This window comes from Micromonospora sp. LZ34, from assembly GCF_052981855.1.
Map to the genome: position 1 here is coordinate 1 of NZ_JBRIQN010000075.1, position 16,690 is coordinate 16,690.

At 73.9% G+C, this 16,690-nt stretch carries 18 protein-coding genes; 7 read left to right on the top strand and 11 right to left on the bottom strand.

Annotated features, from left to right (window positions below; genetic code table 11):
• Nucleotides 1-87 precede the first annotated feature (87 nt).
• From ACVCAH_RS35155 to ACVCAH_RS35180, 6 genes are all read right to left on the bottom strand, one after another.
• Nucleotides 88-345 (bottom strand): UBP-type zinc finger domain-containing protein, encoded by a 258-nt coding sequence (locus ACVCAH_RS35155; protein WP_447140530.1) that lies wholly within the window; start codon nt 343-345, stop codon nt 88-90.
• Complete coding sequence (locus ACVCAH_RS35160; RefSeq protein ID WP_447140531.1) at nt 342-1,916, bottom strand: Na+/H+ antiporter; 1,575 nt, start codon at nt 1,914-1,916, stop codon at nt 342-344. Before ACVCAH_RS35160 ends, ACVCAH_RS35155 begins: the two co-directional genes overlap by 4 nt.
• A gap of 37 nt (nt 1,917-1,953) precedes the next feature.
• Nucleotides 1,954-2,919, bottom strand: a complete 966-nt coding sequence (locus ACVCAH_RS35165) for a TIGR03885 family FMN-dependent LLM class oxidoreductase (protein ID WP_447140532.1) — start codon at nt 2,917-2,919, stop codon at nt 1,954-1,956.
• 85 nt (nt 2,920-3,004) lie between these two features.
• Nucleotides 3,005-4,417 carry an NADP-dependent succinic semialdehyde dehydrogenase gene (locus ACVCAH_RS35170; protein WP_447140533.1) on the bottom strand — a complete coding sequence of 471 codons (1,413 nt, stop codon included), beginning with the start codon at nt 4,415-4,417 and terminating at the stop codon, nt 3,005-3,007.
• Between the two features lie 12 nt (nt 4,418-4,429).
• Nucleotides 4,430-4,693 (bottom strand): DUF6343 family protein, encoded by a 264-nt coding sequence (locus ACVCAH_RS35175; protein ID WP_447140534.1) that lies wholly within the window; start codon nt 4,691-4,693, stop codon nt 4,430-4,432.
• A 112-nt stretch (nt 4,694-4,805) separates the two neighbouring features.
• Complete coding sequence (locus ACVCAH_RS35180) at nt 4,806-5,624, bottom strand: NmrA family transcriptional regulator (protein ID WP_447140535.1); 819 nt, start codon at nt 5,622-5,624, stop codon at nt 4,806-4,808.
• 172 nt (nt 5,625-5,796) lie between these two features.
• Here ACVCAH_RS35180 and ACVCAH_RS35185 point away from each other — a divergent pair, with 172 nt between their 5' ends.
• Together ACVCAH_RS35185 and ACVCAH_RS35190 are read left to right on the top strand one after the other, a co-directional pair.
• Complete coding sequence (locus ACVCAH_RS35185; protein ID WP_447140536.1) at nt 5,797-6,405, top strand: antibiotic biosynthesis monooxygenase; 609 nt, start codon at nt 5,797-5,799, stop codon at nt 6,403-6,405.
• 134 nt (nt 6,406-6,539) lie between these two features.
• Nucleotides 6,540-7,379 carry a GDSL-type esterase/lipase family protein gene (locus ACVCAH_RS35190; RefSeq protein WP_447140537.1) on the top strand — a complete coding sequence of 280 codons (840 nt, stop codon included), beginning with the start codon at nt 6,540-6,542 and terminating at the stop codon, nt 7,377-7,379.
• A gap of 75 nt (nt 7,380-7,454) precedes the next feature.
• On the opposite strand, the gene ACVCAH_RS35195 is transcribed toward ACVCAH_RS35190, so the two are convergent.
• The 3 genes from ACVCAH_RS35195 to ACVCAH_RS35205 form a co-directional block, all read right to left on the bottom strand.
• Nucleotides 7,455-8,201 (bottom strand): EcsC family protein, encoded by a 747-nt coding sequence (locus ACVCAH_RS35195; protein ID WP_447140538.1) that lies wholly within the window; start codon nt 8,199-8,201, stop codon nt 7,455-7,457.
• Between the two features lie 39 nt (nt 8,202-8,240).
• Entirely contained in the window at nt 8,241-8,384 is a 144-nt protein-coding gene (locus ACVCAH_RS35200; protein ID WP_447140539.1) for a hypothetical protein, read from the bottom strand.
• Between the two features lie 104 nt (nt 8,385-8,488).
• On the bottom strand, nt 8,489-9,325 hold the full coding sequence (locus ACVCAH_RS35205; RefSeq protein ID WP_447140540.1) for a peptidase M23: 837 nt from the start codon (nt 9,323-9,325) through the stop codon (nt 8,489-8,491).
• Nucleotides 9,326-9,745: 420 nt separating this feature from the next.
• Here ACVCAH_RS35205 and ACVCAH_RS35210 point away from each other — a divergent pair, with 420 nt between their 5' ends.
• From ACVCAH_RS35210 to ACVCAH_RS35220, 3 genes are all read left to right on the top strand, one after another.
• Entirely contained in the window at nt 9,746-10,666 is a 921-nt protein-coding gene (locus tag ACVCAH_RS35210) for a proteasome assembly chaperone family protein (protein ID WP_447140541.1), read from the top strand.
• A 69-nt stretch (nt 10,667-10,735) separates the two neighbouring features.
• The gene (locus tag ACVCAH_RS35215) at nt 10,736-11,533 is read left to right on the top strand and encodes an exodeoxyribonuclease III (RefSeq protein WP_447140542.1); all 798 of its coding nucleotides are present in this window, start codon (nt 10,736-10,738) and stop codon (nt 11,531-11,533) included.
• Between the two features lie 30 nt (nt 11,534-11,563).
• A complete protein-coding gene (locus ACVCAH_RS35220; protein WP_447140543.1) occupies nt 11,564-11,875 on the top strand; it encodes an antibiotic biosynthesis monooxygenase family protein in 312 nt (103 codons plus the stop codon).
• 39 nt (nt 11,876-11,914) lie between these two features.
• Here the strand turns inward: ACVCAH_RS35220 and ACVCAH_RS35225 are convergent, their stop codons facing one another.
• Nucleotides 11,915-12,574 (bottom strand): class F sortase, encoded by a 660-nt coding sequence (locus ACVCAH_RS35225; protein WP_447140544.1) that lies wholly within the window; start codon nt 12,572-12,574, stop codon nt 11,915-11,917.
• Between the two features lie 10 nt (nt 12,575-12,584).
• Nucleotides 12,585-13,133 (bottom strand): hypothetical protein, encoded by a 549-nt coding sequence (locus ACVCAH_RS35230; protein WP_447140547.1) that lies wholly within the window; start codon nt 13,131-13,133, stop codon nt 12,585-12,587.
• 132 nt (nt 13,134-13,265) lie between these two features.
• Here ACVCAH_RS35230 and trmB point away from each other — a divergent pair, with 132 nt between their 5' ends.
• The gene (trmB, locus tag ACVCAH_RS35235) at nt 13,266-13,979 is read left to right on the top strand and encodes a tRNA (guanosine(46)-N7)-methyltransferase TrmB (RefSeq protein ID WP_447140545.1); all 714 of its coding nucleotides are present in this window, start codon (nt 13,266-13,268) and stop codon (nt 13,977-13,979) included.
• Nucleotides 13,980-14,103: 124 nt separating this feature from the next.
• Nucleotides 14,104-16,617: a DEAD/DEAH box helicase gene (locus tag ACVCAH_RS35240; protein ID WP_447140546.1), complete on the top strand. Its 2,514-nt coding sequence runs from the start codon at nt 14,104-14,106 to the stop codon at nt 16,615-16,617.
• Nucleotides 16,618-16,690 lie beyond the last annotated feature (73 nt).

The following is a 16,690-nucleotide window of genomic DNA, read 5'->3' on the forward strand; positions in this document are numbered from 1 at the left end:
AAGCGTTACGTCGCCCGAGACCTCTACCGACGCCTCGAAAACCCACCCCAACCACTTGACGCGGCATAGGAGCGTCCGGCGCGACGCTCAGCCGATCTCCTCGTCGACGAAGCACCAGCGCCAGGACTCCCCCGGCTGGACCGAGCGCATCACCGGGTGCCCGCTCTGCTCGAAGTGGGTCGTCGCGTGCCGCAGCGGCGAGGAGTCGCAGCAGCCGACGTGCCCGCAGGTCAGGCAGGCGCGCAGGTGCACCCAGTCGGGGTTGCCGACGGCGACGCAGTCCGGGCAGACCTCGGTGGTCGACGGCTCGGCGGTGCCCGCCTCGGTCAGGTGCGTACAGCTCACTGGTCCACCTCCCGGCGCAGCAACGACTCCTCCAGGTCCAGGTCTCGATAGGCCCGCACCAGCACCTCCTCCGGGATCCGGCCGGTGTCCCGGGCGGCCCGGAACACCTCCCGCTCGGCGTCGATCATCTCCTGCCGCAGTCGACCGTACGCCTGCGACGGGGTCTCCCGCGCGGTGCCACCCAACCGCTCCCAGGCCAGGTTGGTGCGCTCGTCGAGCAGCCGGCGCAGCCGTTCGACGACCGGGGCGGGCGCGGTCTCGGCGAGCGCGTCGAGGCGTTCCCGGGCGGCGCGGCTGGCCCGCTGCTGCACCGCGGCGGCGGAGAGCGCGTCCTGCACAGGATCGTCCGGCGGCAGCTTCAGCCGGCGGGCCACCATGGGCAGCGTGGCGCCCTGGCCGACCAGCGTCACCACGATCACCGCGAAGGCCAGCCAGATGAAGAGCGCCCGCGGGTAGGGCTGGTCGCCGGCCACGGTGAGCGGCAGGGCCAGCGCGCCGGCCAGGGTGACCACGCCGCGCATCCCGGCCCAGCCGATCACGATCGGGTAGCGCACCGACTTCGCGGCGCCCCGCTGTCGTACCCGGGGCACCAGCCGGGTCAGGTAGGTGGCCGGGAAGAGCCAGACGAACCGGGTCAGGAAGGCGGTGGCCAGCACCGCCGCGGTGACCGCGACCAGGAAGCCGACCGGCTCGTCCAGGTCGCGCAGCACCTCCGGCAGTTGCAACCCGACCAGCAGGAAGACCAGTCCTTCCAGCAGGAACCGGACCAGCCGCCAGACCGCGCCGAGCTGGAGCCGGGACGCCGCGGACAGCAGCCGGGGCAGCTTGTGGCCGAGTGCCAGCCCGGTCACCACCACCGCCATGACGCCGGAGGCGTGGATCGCCTCGGCGGCGAACGCCACCACGAACGGGATGATCAGCGACAGCGCGTTGTCCAGCAGCGGGTCGCTGATCCGCTTGTGCAGGAAACCGAAGAGCACCGCGCCGAGCGCGCCGACCAGCACGCCGCCGCCGGCCGACCGGAGCACCTCCAGCCCCACCTCGGGAACGCCGACCGCGGAACCCACGGCGGCCAGGGTGGCCACCCGCAGCAGCACCAGCGCGGTGGCGTCGTTGAGCAGGCTCTCCCCCTCCAGAATGGTCACCACCCGCCGGGGCAGCCCGATCCGCCGGGCCACCGCCGTGGCGGCGACCGCGTCCGGCGGCGCGACCACCGCGCCGAGGGCCAGGCAGACCGCGAACGGCGCCGCCGGCACCATCAGGTGGACGACCAGGCCGACCGCGAACGCGGTGAAGATCACCAGCCCGATGGCGAGCAGCAGGATCGGCCGCAGGTTGAGCCGGAACGCCGGCACCGACGTCTCGAGCGCCGCGACGTAGAGCAGCGGCGGCAGGATGCCGACCAGGACCAGTTCCGGGTCGAGCCGCACCTGCGGCAGACCCGGCACGTAGGAGAGTGCGAGGCCGACCACCACCAGCACGATCGGCGCGAGGAGGCCCAGCTTGCGGGCCAGCGCCGCGCCGAGGGTCGCGATCGCGAGGAAGACGACGACCTCGAACAGTGGTTCCATGGCGTACGAGCCTAGGGCCGCCCACCCCTCGGGAGGATCATGGGGCGGTGCGCAGCTTCGGCAGCACCTCGGCGCCGAACGTGTCGACGAAGGCGCGCTGCTCCTGCCCGACGTGGTGCAGGGCGATCTGGTCGAAGCCGAGCGCCAGGTACTCCTCCAGCCAACCGACGTGCCGGCCCAGGTCGGCGGAGACGTTGACCACCTGCGCCACCTTCACCATCGGCACGTCCGCGGAGACCGCGTCGAAGTGCTCGGCGGTCTCCAGGTCCCAGCAGACCGGCGGGGCGAAGACATTGCTGCGCCACTGGTCGTACGCGACCCGCTCGGCCTCGGCCTGCTCCGGCGCCCAGCTCACGTGCACCTGCAGGTGCAGCGGGCCGCGGCCGCCGGCGTCCCGGTAGGCGTCGATCATCTGCCGCAGGTGCGGCACCGGCGCGTTGACGGTGATCAGCCCGTCTGCCCACTCGGCGCACCAGCGGGCGGTGGCCACGCTCACCGCCGCCCCGATCAGCGCCGGCGGCTGCTCGGGCCGGGTCCACAGCCGCGCCCGGTCCACCCGGACCAGGCCGTCGTGGCTGACCTCCTCGCCGGCCAGCAGCGCCCGGATCACGTCGACGCACTCGCGCAGCCGGGCGTTGCGAACGTCCTTGCGCGGCCAACCGTCGCCGGTGATGTGCTCGTTGCTCGCCTCGCCGGTGCCCAGCGCGGCCCAGAACCGGCCGGGGTACATCGCGGCCAGGGTGCCGATCGCCTGGGCGATGATCGCCGGGTGGTAGCGCTGGCCGGGCGCGTTGACCACGCCGAACGGCAGGGTGGTGGCCTGCAGCGCCGCACCGAGCCAGGACCAGGCGAAGCCGGACTGGCCCTGCCGGGCGCTCCACGGCGAGAAGTGGTCCGAGCACATGGCGGCGTCGAAGCCGGCCCGCTCCGCGTGGATCACCGCGTCCAGCAGGGCGCGGGGATGGATCTGCTCGTGGGACGCGTGGAAGCCGAACACCGTCATGACGTCGTTCCGTACCCAGCACGGCGTCCGGCCAAAGCTGTCCCGCGCGCCGGATCACGGGGCCCGGAACCAGCTAGCCCGGCGGCTACTCCGCGTGCGCGCCGGCGCCCGCCGAGGCCGCTCCCTCGCCCACCCAGACCGTCTTGGTGTTGCAGAACTCGCGCATCCCCAGCGCCGACAGTTCCCGGCCGTAGCCGGAGTTCTTCACCCCGCCGAACGGCAACTCCGGAAACGACGTGGTCATCCCGTTGACGAAGACGTTGCCGGCATCCAGGTCGGTGGCGAACCGTTCCTGCTCGTCCGGGTCCCGGGTCCAGGCGTTCGAGCCCAGCCCGAAGTTGGTCCCGTTGGCCACCTCGATCGCCTCGTCGTACGAGGACACCCGGAAGAGGCCGGCGACCGGGCCGAACACCTCCTCGCGCCACATCCGCATCTCCGGGGTCAGGTCGGTGACCACGGTCGGCGGGTAGTACCAGCCCGGCCCGGCCGGCGGCTCGCCGCCGCAGAGCACCGTCGCGCCCCGGTCGACCGCGTCCCGGACCTGGGCGTGGATCTCGTCCCGGCCGCCCTCGCTGGCCAGCGGCCCGACGTCGGTGGCGTCGTCCATCGGGTCGCCGACCCGCAGCGCGGACATGTTCGCGGCGAACCGCTCGACGAACGCGTCGAAGACGTCGGTGTGCACGATGAAGCGTTTCGCGGCGATGCAGGACTGCCCGTTGTTCTGGCAGCGGGCGGTGGTGGCGACCTCGGCGGCCCGGTCCAGGTCGGCGGAGGGCATCACCACGAAGGGGTCGCTGCCGCCGAGCTCCAGCACGGTCTTCTTCAGCTCCCGGCCGGCGATCTGGCCGATCGAGCGGCCGGCGCGCTCGCTACCGGTCAGCGTCGCCGCGCGGACCCGGGGATCGCTGAGGATCCGGTCGACGGCGTCCGAGCCGACCAGCAGGGTGGTGAACGCGCCCTCGGGGAAACCGGCGCGGCGGAACAGGTCCTCCAGCAGAAGCGCGGTCTGCGGCACGTTGGAGGCGTGCTTGAGCAGGCCGGTGTTGCCGGCCATCAGCGCCGGCGCGGCGAACCGCATCACCTGCCAGAGCGGAAAGTTCCACGGCATCACGGCCAGCACCGGCCCGATCGGCTGGTAGCGGATGAACGCCCGGGTCGCCTTGACCGCCGGGGCGTCGGCCGGCTCGTCGGCGAGGAAGTCGGCGGCGTTGGCGGCGTAGAACCGGCAGGCGGTGGCGCACTTCGTCACCTCGGCCTTGGCCGCCGCGTACGTCTTGCCCATCTCGGTGGTCATCAGCCGGGCGGTGGCGTCCCGCTCCGCCTCCAGCAGGTCCGCCGCCGCGGTCAGCCACCGACCCCGCGCTTCGATCGTCGTGCCACGCAGCTGCCGGTAGGCCAGGTCGGCCCGCTCGATGGCGGCGTCGACCTCCTCGGCGGACATCGACTCGTACGTCTTGAGCAGCTGTCCGGTGGCGGGGTTGGTGGTGGCGATGGGCATCTCGTACTCCTGTCACTCGAAGAGTGAGTGCCGCACGCCCGGCTCCTCCCGGCGGCGGGCGGCGCGTCGGCGCTGGATGATGACCATGTCGACGACGGCGACCACCGCGAAGACCACGCAGAGGACGCCCAGCCAGACCAGGTCGGCCCGGAACGCCAGCACGGCGAAGACGGCCATGGTCACCAGGCCGAAGCCGGCGAGCACGAGCCGGAGGTTCAACGCGCTGTAGGCGTGGCCGACCGTGCCACGGGCGCGTCGGGGCTGCGCTCTCGTCATTCCCCCGACCTACCCCGGCAGCGGCGCGGCTAACCGCCGCGACGGCCCGGCCCGCACCCGGGCGACTTCGGCCCCGCGCCGCCGAAAGGGGTGCCGGTGCCTGGGCGCGGGCTCAGTCTCGCCAGGCGCCCCGGGCGGCCGCCTCCGCCGCGTACGCCTCGAAGTCGCGCGGTGGGCGCCCGGTGACCCGGAGCACGGTGTCGGTCGGCTCGGCGTCGCCGAGGTCGCGCAGCGCGGCGAACGCCGCGATCTCGGCCTCGGTCTGCTCGGCCGGCGCGCCGAACGACGCCATCACCGCCCGGTAGTCCGCCGCCGCGCCGAGGTGGCGCACCGGCCGGCCGGCGGCCCGGCCGATGATCTCGGTGGCCTCGGCGAACGACAGTGCCCGGGGACCGGTGATCTCGTGCACCTGCCCGGCGTGCCCGTCCCCGGTGAGCGCCGCCACCGCGACCGCGGCGATGTCGTCGGCGTCCACGAACGCCTGCCGGGCCGACCCGACCGGCACGGCCACCTCGCCGGCGAGCACCGCCTCCCGGAACACGCCCTCGTCGAAGTTCTGGTCGAACCAGTCCGCCCGCAGGATCGTCCACTCCGCGCCCGACTCGCGCACGGTGCGTTCGGCCGCCAGCAGCCGCTCGTCGCCCATCGCCTCGATCGCCCGGCTGGCGAGCAGCACGATCCGCCGCACGCCCTGCTCGACGGCGCGGCTGACGAAGGCCGGGTCGACCGGCAGCTCGTGCGGGGCCATCAGGTACATCCGGGAGACGCCGGAGATGGCGGCGGACCAGGTCCGCGGCGCCGACCAGTCGAACCGGACCGGACCGCCGCGCCCGGCGGCCCGGACGGGCCGGCCGGCCGCGCGCAGCCGGCGTACCACTCGACGCCCGGTGGTGCCGGTGGCGCCGAGCACGAGGATCTCGTCGTGCGTCATGTGCCGGGTCTACCACCCGGCACCGACGAAAACCGGGCGGTGATCCGGCCGCCGGACCGGGTAACCAGGCGGGGCCGGCCGTCGCGGCCGGCCCCGCGGGGAGCCGGTGGGGTGCGTTACAGCCGTGCGTCGCGACCGGGGCGGCACCGCCCGGGCCGGGGAGGATGAGGTCATGACCACGACCCACGCGGCACCGGTGACGGTCGCCATGACCCGGCGCGTCGACCCCGCCCGCAGCAGCGAGATGGTGGCGTGGATGCGGGCCGGCACCGCGCTGGCCGAGGCGTTCCCGGGCTTCCTCGGTGCCGGCTGGGTGCAGACCGGGCCCGGGTCGCCGGAGTGGCACATGCTGTACCGCTTCGCCGACTCCGAGACGCTCCGCCGGTGGGAGGAGTCCCCGCAGCGGCGCTGGTGGCTGACCTCGGCGCAGGGCATCGTCGAGCACACCCGGGCCGAGCGGCGTACCGGCATCGAGGGCTGGTTCGACCCGCCCCGGGAGCGCAGCGTCGAGGAGTTGGCGGCCAGCGTCGAGCCGACCGTGCCGCCGTCGCCGCCCCGCTGGAAGCAGGCGGTGACGATCTGGCTGGCGTTCTTCCCGCTCAGCCTCACCGCCACGCTGTTGACCGGCCGGTTCATCGCCGACGTGCCGGTGCCCGCGCGGGTACTGCTGACGACGCTCTGCCTGACCCCGTTGATGACCTACCTGGTGCTGCCCCGGATCACCCGGGCGCTGCACTGGTGGCTGCACGGCCACCCGGCGCCCTGGCGTGCCCGACGCTGACCGCCCGGTCCATACCACCCCTGGGGTGGACGCGGCAGCCGTCTGCCGCATACCCGACAGCAGCCGACCCTCGCCCATCACCACACGCATAGAGTTACCGGGCTGTCGCCCTCCGCTGCCGGACTGGGGAAGCCATGCCTCGACGCTGGGTCGCCGCCGTCGCCTGCCTGCTGGCACTGGTCGCCCTCGCCTGCGAGGGGGGCCGGGCCGCGCCCGAGCCGACCCGGGCCCCGCCGGGGGCGGGCGGGATCGCGGCGCTCGGCGACTCGATCAGCACCGGCTTCGGCTCCTGCCTGGTGCTCACCTCCTGTGAGCGCAACTCCTGGTCGACCGGGGACGGGCTGCGGGTGGACAGCCACTACCGGCGGCTGCTGGACCGCGACCCGGGCATCCGGGGCCGGGCGTTCAACCACGCCCGGCCGGGAGCCCGCGCCGCGGCGCTCGCCGGCCAGGCCGAGGCGGCGGTACGCGACCGCCCGGACCGGGTCACCGTGCTGGTCGGGGCCAACGACGCCTGCCGGGGCGGGATCGAGGCGATGACCCCGGTGGCGCGGTTCCGCGCGGACGTCGACCGGGGGCTGCGGGTGCTGCGCACCGGCCGGCCGAAGGCGCGGGTGCTGGTGGTCAGCGTCCCGGACCTGCACCGCCTCTGGGCGGTGGGGCACACCGACCCGCGGGCGGTTCGGGCCTGGGATCGGGGCGTCTGCCCGGCGCTGCTGGCCGACCCCACCTCGTCGGCCCCCGACGACCGGGCCCGGCGGACCGCCGTCCGGGAGCGGATCACGGCGTACAACGCCCAACTCGCCGCGGCCTGCCGGGCGTACGGGTCGCGCTGCCGGTACGACGGCGGGGCGGTGCACCGGGTGCGGTTCGGCCTGGACCTGGTCAACCCGCTGGACTGGTTCCACCCGAACGCGGCCGGGCAGGGCCGGCTCGCCGAGGTCACCTGGCGGGCCTGGGGCCGGGCCGACTGAGTGTCACGGCCCGGCTGACCACACGGCGGGCGACCGGGCCCACGATCCGGCCCGGTCAGTGAGAACGCGGCCCGGTCAGGGCCGGCGCGGTTCGGGTACGCCGGCGCGGTACTGGCGGTACAGGGCCTCGGACCGCTCGGCGAGGTCCTTGGTGGCCGACGAGTTGGCCCAGGTGCCGAGGATGATCGCGGCGCCCGGCACCACCTTGGCGAAGACCCGCTTGGCGGCCCGCACCCCGGCCATCTGGGCCAGCCGTACGCCCAGCCGCAGCATCACCTTGCCGAGCGCGTGCTGCCCGCCGGAGCCGAACAGCGCGCCGGCCCGCTCCCGGCCGGCGGCCACGCCCAGGGCCAGCCGGGCGCTCTCGGCGACCTTGTGCACCCGCTGCAGCACCAGCAGGTCGGTGGCCCGGTCGGGGTGCACCGGGTCGACCCCGTACGCGGCGGCGATGTGCAGCACCATCCGGGCCTGGGTCCAGGCCAGCACACCGACGTCGAGCACCGCGCCGGGCAGGCCGGCCGCCCCGCTCACCGCGCCGGAGAGCCGGGCCCGGTTGACGAAGCGGCGGACCGCCTGGTCGGCCAGCGCCTCGGCGGGCGCCCCGGGCTGCTCGGCCCGGACCCGTGCCGCCCACTGCGCCGCCTCGGGGCCGAGCCGGCGGACGGCCTCCAGGGCGAGGTGCTCCGGGGCGTACTGCGGGTCCTCCCGCATCCGGTCCCAGAGCCGGGCCGGCGGCGCCTCCGGGGCGTCCTGCGGCGCGGCGGGCATCACCGGCGGCGGGGTGACGGGCAGTTGGCCGTCGGCGGGCGCGGAATCGGTCACGTCATCTCCCGAGGGGTCGGTGCGGGCGGAGACGGCGGATCAGCGGCGCTTCTGCAGCTTGGCCGCCAGGCCCCGGAGCTTCTGCTGGTTGGCCGGCTTGGCCAGCTCCCGGCGGCCCCGCTCGACCAGTTGCTGCCCCTTGGGTGAGCGCAGGAACGCGCTGATTCGTTGCATCAGAGCCATGACGTCCTCCTGTCGGTGGTGCCTCACCCATGTGTACCCCGTACCGACAAGGTGCGAACCCCGGAACGCCGGATCCGCCACCGTCCACAGTGGTCGCCGGGAGACTACTTCCCGGCCGGGACGATGGCCGCGACGACCCTGCTGGCCCGCCACTCGTGCTTGGCGTAGTGCTCGGGGTAGGCGGAGACCTGCACGGCCTGGGCGGCGTCGGTCAGCCGCATCTGCTGCCAGCCGGGCACCTGCTCGAGCGCGGAGAGGAACTGCCGGGTGGCGAACTCGGGCTCCATCAGGCGACCGACCGGGCCCCAGCCGCTGCTGGGGCGCTGCTGGAACAGGCCGACCGAGTCGTGGTCCCAGCCGATGGCCTGGTGCGGGTAGTCCTGCGACTCGGGCAGCACGCCGCTGGCGTAGTTGTAGAGGTTGCTCTCCTGCATCGCGGTGGCCACCGCGATCACCAGCGCGCGGCGGGGCATTCCCATCTTCCGGCCGGTCCGGACGATCGCCTCGGCGTTCTCCATCTGGGCCTCGGTGAGACCGGCGACCGGGGCCGGGTCGACCGGCTTCGGCTTGCGGGTGGGCCGGGGGCTGGTGTCCGGGTCGGCGGCCGGCGCGGCCGAGGTGGCCGGCGTCCGGTCCGCGTCCCGGGAGGGCCGGTCCTGCTCGGCCCGCTGCACGACCTCCGTGCGGGCGGTGAGCGGGTCGACCCGGGTCGCCGCGTCGGCGGCCTCACCCCGGACCTGGGCGAAGGTGGCCAGGCCGAGGCAGCAGAGCACGCCGGTGGCGAGCGCCACCCGGGCCCGGACCGGTCCGTGCAGCAGGTTGCGGGCGTACGTGCCCGAGGTGCGGAGAGCTGTCCACCGATCGGATGAGGGGGTATCGTCCGAACGGTCGGTCAGGTCACCGGGGGTGATCTGGTCGTCGAGGGTGCCGTCGTCACGCATCAACCGAGGCTAGGCAGGCCGAAACCCCGATCACGCACGGTGATCATGTGGTCCTCGTTACAGAATCGGCGACCACGGCCGGACGACCGGGGCGACCTGGGCGACAGCCGGTACGCACCTCGCGGAACCGGCAGACCTCCGGATCGCCGCAAGGCCCGGCCGGAGGGCGGAAACCTCGCGATCGTCCGGCGACCACCCCATGATCCACCAACTCGCCCGTACGGCCGAGGGACTATTCCTCCGAACGGCCATCGCTGGTCGGTCGTGCGCCGAGATGGACGGATACCGCCCGATCCTGCCCGCCCGCCGGCCGCCCGACCGGCTCGGGAAGGAATGCATCAGGATGGCGGGTACGTTCCCCGAACCGGGTGCCGTCCACGAACGGCGACCCGTACGCACATTCCAGGGAGGTCCGCACCGGTGCTCGACCCACACGAGCTCTACGAGCTCACCGACGATCTGCCCGACCTCGGTCAGCCGGTCCTGATCCAGGCCCTGACCGGCTTCGTCGACGCCGGCAACGCCACCCGGTTGGCCCGTGAGCAGCTGCTCACCTCGCTGGAGTCCCGCCCGATCGCCCGGTTCGACGTCGACCAGGTCTTCGACTACCGCTCCCGCCGGCCGATGATGACCTTCGTCGAGGACCACTGGGAGTCGTACGACACGCCGAAGCTGGAGCTGCACCTGCTCCACGACGACGACGAGACCCCCTTCCTGCTGCTCACCGGCCCCGAGCCGGACCTGCAGTGGGAGCGCTTCGTGGCGGCGGTCGCCGGGCTCTCCGCCCGGCTGGACGTCCGGCTCACCGTGGGGCTGAACTCGATCCCGATGGCCGTGCCGCACACCCGGCCCACCGGGGTCACCGCGCACGCCACCCGCCGTGACCTGATCGCCGGCTACGAGCCGTGGTTGCAGCGGGTGCAGGTGCCGGGCAGCGTAGGCCACCTGCTGGAGTACCGCCTCGGCGAGCAGGGCCGCGACGCGCTCGGTTTCGCCGCCCACGTGCCGCACTACGTGGCCCAGAGCGAGTACCCGGCCGCCGCCGAGGTGCTGCTCGCCTCGGTCTCCCGCAGCACCGGTCTGCTGCTGCCGCGCGACGGGCTGCGCTCGGCCGCCGAGGTGGTCCGGGTCGAGATCGACCGGCAGGTCGCCCAGACCGAGGACGCCGCCGCGCTGGTCCAGGCGCTGGAGGAGCAGTACGACGCGTTCGCCCGCGGTCGCGGCGAGAAGAACCTGCTCGCCGCCGAGACCGGCCCGCTGCCCACCGCCGACGAACTCGGCGCCGAGCTGGAACGGTTCCTGGCCGAGCAGACCCGCCCGGGCGACAACCCGACCGGCTGACCGGCACGGCTCGCGACACCCCGGGCGGCTGACCCGGCGGTCCGGCCACCGATACGGCAGGCTGGTGCCATGCGCCTGGCGACCTGGAACGTGAACTCGGTGAAGGCCCGCCTGCCCCGGCTGCTCGAGTGGCTGGCCGACACCGGCCCCGACGTGGTCTGCCTGCAGGAGACCAAGTGCCCGGACGGCGCCTTCCCGGTGGCCGAGGTGGGCGAGCTGGGTTACACCGTGGCCAGCCACAGCGACGGCCGGTGGAACGGGGTGGCCATCCTGTCCCGGGTCGGCCTGTCCGACGTGACCGTCGGGTTCCCCGGCGAGCCCGGCTTCCCCGAGCCGGAGGCCCGGGCCATCTCGGCCACCTGCGACGGGCTGCGGGTCTGGTCGGTGTACGTGCCGAACGGCCGGTCGCCGGACGACCCGCACTACACGTACAAGCTGGCCTGGTTCGCCGCGCTGCGGGACGCCCTCGAGACCGAGCTGACCGGCGCGCTGCCGCTGGCCGTCTGCGGCGACTTCAACGTCGCCCCGACCGACGCCGACGTCTGGGACCCGGCGCTGTTCCGGCACTCCACCCACGTCACCCCGGCCGAGCGGGCCGCCCTCGCGGAGCTGCGCGACCTCGGCCTCGCCGACATCGTGCCGACCCCGATGAAGGGGCCGCACCCCTACACCTACTGGGACTACCGGGCCGGGATGTTCCACCAGAACAAGGGCATGCGGATCGACCTGGTGTACGCCTCGGCGCCGTTCGCCCGGGCGGTCCGCTCGGCGTACGTGGACCGGGAGGCGCGCAAGGGCAAGGGCCCCTCCGACCACGCTCCGATCGTGGTCGACGCCGACCTGGTGCCGGCCGTCGAGTCGTTCTGACCGGGCCGGCCCGCTGGTTAGGGTGAGGGCATGGCAGTCGTGAAGATCAACGCGATCGAGGTGCCGGCCGGGGCCGGTCCCGAGCTGGAGAAGCGGTTCGCCGCCCGGGCCGGCGCGGTGGAGAACTCCCCCGGATTCCTCGGCTTCGAGCTGCTCCGCCCGGTCGCCGGGGAGAGCCGCTACTTCGTGTACACGAAGTGGGAATCCGAGGAGGCGTACCAGGCGTGGGCCGCCGGCCCGTCGCGCGCCGCCCACGCCCCCGCCCCCGGCGAACCCCAACGCCCCCCGGTCGCCTCCGGCGCCACCCTCCTGGAGTTCGAGGTCATCCAACAGGTCCCCTGACCCACCCCGCCCCCCACCCCGCCGGCGAAGAGCGCGGGGTCAGGGGGTGCGGGAGGTGGTGAGGGAGGCGAAGGCGATGACGTTGTCGGTGTACCCGGTGCGGCCGCCGACGAAATCGCCACCGCAGGTGATCAGTCGCAGCCGGGGCGGGCCGTCGTCGCCGTAGATGCGGTCGGCCGGCAGCCGGTCCTTCGGGAACCGTTCCACCGAGTCGACCGTGAACACCACCACCGAGCGGTCGGCCCGGGTGACCTCGATCGTGTCCCCGGCGCGCAGCTTGCCCAGGTCGTAGAAGACCGACGGGCCGTCCTTGGTGTCCACGTGCCCGACGATCACCGCGGGGCCGGGCTCGCCCGGGGTCGGCCCGCGGTCGTACCAGCCGGTCTCATGGTGCCGGCTCAGCGGCGGTACGCCGATCGACCCGTCCCGGGCCTGGCCGACCGGCGCCACCGGCGCGGCGACCTTGATCGCGGGCACGGAGAGGCGCACCGGACGGCTCGCCTGCAGACCGGCGGACTCGCTGCGGGCCGGCCGGTCCCCACCGGCGGCCGCCCAGTCGAGCGGCCCCACCGAGCGGCCCAGCCCCGCCCCGGTGGCGAAGACGCCGACCAGCACCAGCACCACGGCCACCGGGATCGACCACGGGCTGCGCCCGCCGGGCCGGCGGCGGGCCGGCGGCGAGGTGCGGACGGTGGTCACGACCGGATCCTCAGCGTCGTGCGGCGCCACGGACGGTACGGGGCCGGCGCAGCGCCAGCACCCACACGACCAGGCCGACCACGGTGAGCGCCAGCCCGCCGGGGAGCAGCAGGCCGACGGTCATCCCGCCGGCGCCGCCGCCGAACCCGGTCGCCGGACCGCGACTGGGCTTCACCGCCTTGACCACCTGGAGCATGGTCGAAGCGGTCTCGCCGTCCGGGCACTCCAGCTTGACCCGGTAGTTGCCGGGCCGAGTACGCTCCCGGACCATCGGCGCCGCGGTCAGCAACCCGCGTTGCGGCTGCACCTGCACCCGGCCGAAGGCGTCCGACACGACGATCGCCGGGACCGAATTGTCCCGGCAGCTGGCCCGGATGCCGACCAGGAAGCCGGGCTCGACGGTGCTCGGGCTCACCTCGACGAAGACGGTGGGGCCGGGGGTGGGCTGTGGCGCGGCCACCCGCGCGGCGGCGGCCTGGGCCGGGACGGCGGCGAGCAGCGGGCCGGCGAGCAGGGCCGCCGTCGAGAGCGCCAGACCACCGCGGGTCACTGACACGATGCCCCCTCCCGGCGCGCTGGAGCAGTGCCGGAGAGCCGAGGCGCCCGGGCCTGCCGTATGGGATGGATCCTCTCATCCCCGGTCGTACATCACATCCGATCCGGCGCGGCCGTCGCGTACGCTCGGGTCGCTGTGACCATTACCGACTCCGAACCCGCCACCGTCGCGCCGCCCGCGGCCCGGGCGATCCGTACCTTCCACCCGCGTCGCGGCCGGATGACCGACCGCCAGCGCGAGGCGCTGGCGCAGCTCTGGCCGGCGTACGGCCTGCGCGTGCCGGACGACGGCCGGGCGGCCGTCGATCCGGCCGAGGTGTTCGGGCGCCGGGCCCCGCTGGTGCTCGAGATCGGATCCGGCATGGGTGACGCCACCGCCGCGATGGCCGCTGCCGACCCGGATCGAGACTATCTGGCAGTCGAGGTGCACACGCCCGGAATCGCCAACCTGCTGGACCTCGTCCGCCGGCACGGGCTGGGCAACGTGCGGGTCGCCCAGGGCGACGCGTTGGAGCTGGTCCGGGCCCTGCCGGCCGGCTCGCTGGACGCCGTGCACGTCTTCTTCCCCGACCCGTGGCCGAAGGCCCGGCACCACAAGCGGCGGCTGATCCAGCCGACGCACGTCGCGCTGCTGCGCTCCCGGCTGGCCGCGGGCGGCACCCTGCACTGCGCCACCGACTGGGCCGAGTACGCCGCGGCGATGCGGGAGACGCTGGACGCCGACCCGGAGCTGGTGAACGCCCACGACGGCTACGCTCCACGCCCGGCGCACCGCCCGGTGACCAAGTTCGAGCGGCGGGCGCTGACCGCCGGCCGCCCGATCTTCGACCTCGTCCACCGCCGCCGCTGACGCTGAATCGACCGGGCCGGGCCGCCGCCGACCCCATGTCGGGCCGTTCCGCGACACGCCCGGACCGGTCGCCGCGGAGCCCGGTTGGCGCGCGGGGTCATGATCCAGGCACCATGGACGCGCTATGACGCTCACCGCCGCGCTGCCGACAAGCGCCGACCCCGACACCCTCTACGACGCGTTCGCCGGCTGGGGGAAGGAGCGCGGTCTCGACCTCTACCCCCACCAGGAGGAGGCGGTCATCGAGATCGTCTCCGGCGCCAACGTGATCATGAACACCCCGACCGGCTCCGGCAAGAGCCTGGTCGCCGTCGCGGCGCACTTCGCGGCCCTGGCCGACGACCGGACCACCTTCTACACCGCGCCGATCAAGGCGCTGGTGTCCGAGAAGTTCTTCGCCCTCTGCGAAGTCTTCGGCGCCGACAACGTGGGCATGCTCACCGGCGACGCCAGCGTGAACGCCGACGCCCCGATCATCTGCTGCACCGCCGAGATCCTGGCCAACCTCGCGCTGCGCGAGGGCGCCCGGGCCGACGTCGGCCAGGTGATCATGGACGAGTTCCACTTCTACGCCGAGCCGGACCGGGGCTGGGCCTGGCAGGTGCCGCTGATCGAGCTGCCGCAGGCCCAGTTCGTGCTGATGTCGGCCACCCTCGGCGACACCACCCGCTTCGTGGACGACCTGGCCCGGCGCACCGGGCGGCCGACCGCCGTCGTCCGCTCCGCCGAACGGCCGGTCCCGCTGCTCTTCTCGTACGCGATGACCCCGCTGCACGAGACCCTGGAGAAGCTGCTGGAGACGAAGCAGGCCCCGGTGTACGTCGTACACTTCACCCAGGCCGCCGCGCTGGAGCGGGCCCAGGCGCTGATGAGCGTCAACGTCTGCACCCGCGCCGAGAAGGACATGATCGCGAGCGCGATCGGGAACTTCCGGTTCACCTCCGGCTTCGGCAAGACCCTGTCCCGGCTGGTGCGGCACGGCATCGGCGTGCACCACGCCGGCATGCTGCCCAAGTACCGCCGGCTGGTGGAGACCCTGGCCCAGGCCGGGCTGCTCAAGGTCATCTGCGGTACCGACACCCTCGGCGTGGGCATCAACGTGCCGATCCGCACCGTGCTCTTCACCGGCCTGAGCAAGTACGACGGGACGCGCACCCGGCTGCTCAAGGCCCGCGAGTTCCACCAGATCGCCGGCCGGGCCGGGCGGGCCGGCTTCGACACCGTCGGCCGGGTCGTGGTGCAGGCCCCCGAGCACGTGATCGAGAACGAGAAGGCCCTCGCCAAGGCCGGCGACGACCCGAAGAAGCGGCGCAAGGTCGTCAAGAAGAAGCCGCCGGAGGGCTCGATCGGCTGGGGCCAGCCCACCTTCGAGCGCCTGGTGGCGGCCGAGCCCGAGCCGCTCACCTCCAGCTTCCAGGTCAGCCACTCGATGCTGCTGAACGTCATCGGGCGGCCCGGCGACGCGTTCGCCGCCATGCGGCACCTGCTCACCGACAACCACGAGGAGCGGGCCGCCCAGCGCCGGCACATCCGCCGGGCCATCGCCATCTACCGGGCGCTGCGCGCCGGCGGGGTGGTCGAGGAGCTGCCCGAGCCGGACGAGACCGGGCGGCGGGTCCGGCTCACCGTCGACCTTCAGCTCGACTTCGCGCTCAACCAGCCGCTGTCGCCGCTGGCCCTGGCCACGATCGAGCTGCTGGACCGGGAGTCCCCGTCGTACGCCCTCGACGTCCTCTCGGTGATCGAGTCGATCCTCGACGACCCGCGCCAGGTGCTCTCCGCCCAGCAGTTCAAGGCCCGCGGCGAGGCGGTCGCCGCGATGAAGGCCGAGGGCATCGAGTACGAGGCCCGGCTGGAACTGCTCGACGAGGTGACCTGGCCCAAGCCGCTGGCCGAGCTGCTCGGGTCGGCCTACGAGATGTACCGGCAGGGCCACCCCTGGGTCGCCGACCACCAGCTCTCCCCCAAGTCCGTCGTCCGGGACATGTACGAGCGGGCGATGACCTTCACCGAGTACGTGCAGTTCTACTCCCTCACCCGCTCCGAGGGCCTGGTGCTGCGCTACCTCGCCGACGCGTACAAGACGCTGCGGCAGACGGTGCCCGAGGACGCCAAGACCGAGGAGCTGGTCGACCTCATCGAGTGGCTCGGCGAGCTGGTCCGGCAGGTCGACTCCAGCCTCATCGACGAGTGGGAGCGGCTGCGCAACCCCGCCGACGTGGCGGAGGTCGCCGAGGCGCACGCCGCCCTCGACGACCGGCCGCCCGCGGTCACCCGCAACGCCCGGGCGTTCCGGGTGCTGGTGCGCAACGCGCTGTTCCGCCGGGTCGAGCTGGCCGCCCTGCGCCGCTGGGACCTGCTCGGCGAACTCGACGCCGGCGACGGCTGGGACGCCGACGCGTGGGCGGACGCGCTGGAGCCCTACTTCGAGGCGTACGACTCGATCGGGGTGGGGCCGGACGCCCGCGGCCCGGCGCTGCTCATGATCGAGCAGGGCCGGGAGCGGTGGACCGTGCGGCAGATCCTGGACGACCCCGAGGGCGACCACGACTGGGGGATCAGCGCCGAGATCGATCTCGCCGCGTCGGACGAGGCGGGCGCGGCGGCCGTCCGGATCACCGCGGTCGGGCAGCTCTAGACGAGTAAGTCCTAACTCTGATCAGTGGTCGTAGGCGATCAAGGACCTGGTCACGGGTTGTCTGGTGGTCCGG